The following is a 1,627-nucleotide window of genomic DNA, read 5'->3' as shown; positions in this document are numbered from 1 at the left end:
ACATAGCAAACAGGCCTGTACGATGCAGGATTTTTCAGGAAAAAGTTTTCAATTGTTAAACCGCTACTCTAATAAATTTAAAATACTAAAACCTGAAACTTTAAGTCCTGCATCTAGATGAATGTTAATTCCTGCTATCATAGTCATAAATGAGTAACGCTTTTTACCATGTATTCTTAAAGAATGAATTCTATAATCATTAAGAATACGATTATTTATACGTTCTGAGCAGGTTCTAGTTTTATAAATAGTTTTCCATTGTTTTGAGCCGCGAGGCACAGTAGTAAACAAGCGCAAATCCCACGATGGTTTAGTATAGATTACTCGCCCATAAGGTGAAGGTGAGCACTTTTCACAACAGGAGCAACTATCAACCTTTTTTAAAACTAAAGGACAACGCCATTTAAGGCGGGAACGACTTTTTTCGTAACCGTTATAAATCATTTTATGGTCACCAATGCAGATAGGAACTCCTTTTTCATTAACATCTAAAGCGGTTTGATATTTTGAATTCCCTTTGTTTTTGGAGTTCAAATCAATAAAAGGATTAATGTTCCATTTGGAACATAATTCATATGTAGGGTAGTTATCGTTAGCTGAGTCAAGAACATAATTTGATATAGAGTGCTGCGGCAACAGTTCTCTATATTCAGCTAATGCTACTATTCCAGTGACACTGTCGTGTCTGCTTGCTTCTACAAATCGCAGATAAATAGGTAGATCTATCTTATATTTTTTATTATAGACTGATAAAGCATAGAGAGTGTAGCCGTAAAACCAACGATTTTCATGGCTGTCCCAACCCCAATTAGCATCTATGTCAGAAAGTCTACGAGCGCATTTACAATCGTAAATTCCGTTTTGACGGCAGTCACAAACTTTAGAACCATAGTAAGAAGACTTACAGTGAACACAAGTACCATCACCACCAACTGTAAGGTTATTTTCTTCTATTAAATTAAGATTAAAAGAGGGCACTACAGCAACTAATGAAAATATTTTTTGAAGCAGCCTTTCGGCTCTTAGGGAAAATGAGCGACCAGCTTCAAAATAATTCGAGATTTTCTTAACAACACCACTTTTCTTATTAGGAAGCTTTTTATTTTTCCCGGGTGCTTTAATTTTAGAGGGTTTCTTCTTATATGAATATATTTTTCTTAGGTTTACTCTGTCGGTAGACAGGTTTGAGAGCCATAATCTAGAGATAAAATCATAATGAGCACCAAGTGATGGAACATTAGTTATAGTGCAGCCTATACAGGTTGCAAGTAACTCACTGGCATGAAGCTTGTTAACCCAGTTGGTAATGCTTGTCTCCTTTTGAAAAAGCATTAGAGAAAATGAACGAAATATTTCAGGTTGAAGAGTTGCAGGTCTACCAATATTAGAATAATAAGGTTTTAATATCTCTCTAAGAATATCTAAGTCTAAGCAATACAACTTAGATATAGAAGGTTCAAGTTCTATGATTTTTTTAGGAAAAGCTTTGTAGAAAGATGAGAGATTTGAAATAATAAATTGCTGATAATCAGCATGAGAGCTCCAATTTTTTAGCATAAAATAATCCTCCTTTTAAAACATGTCTTTAGGAGGAGATTTTCAAAATTTTACAGACTTGTCAAGTGTT

1 protein-coding gene is annotated in these 1,627 nt (G+C 34.2%); it reads right to left on the bottom strand.

Features of this window, described 5'->3' with window-relative positions:
* Positions 1 to 63: 63 nt before the first annotated feature.
* Positions 64 to 1,440: a hypothetical protein gene (locus KPL38_RS19165; RefSeq protein WP_246578057.1), complete on the bottom strand. Its 1,377-nt coding sequence runs from the start codon at positions 1,438 to 1,440 to the stop codon at positions 64 to 66.
* Positions 1,441 to 1,627 lie beyond the last annotated feature (187 nt).

Origin of the sequence: Clostridium psychrophilum (assembly GCF_018861705.1) — a bacterium.
In the GTDB taxonomy this organism is placed as follows: domain Bacteria; phylum Bacillota; class Clostridia; order Clostridiales; family Clostridiaceae; genus Clostridium_AD; species Clostridium_AD psychrophilum.
The sequence above is the reverse complement of the archived record's forward strand: the minus strand, read 5'-3'. Positions and strand labels throughout refer to the sequence as shown.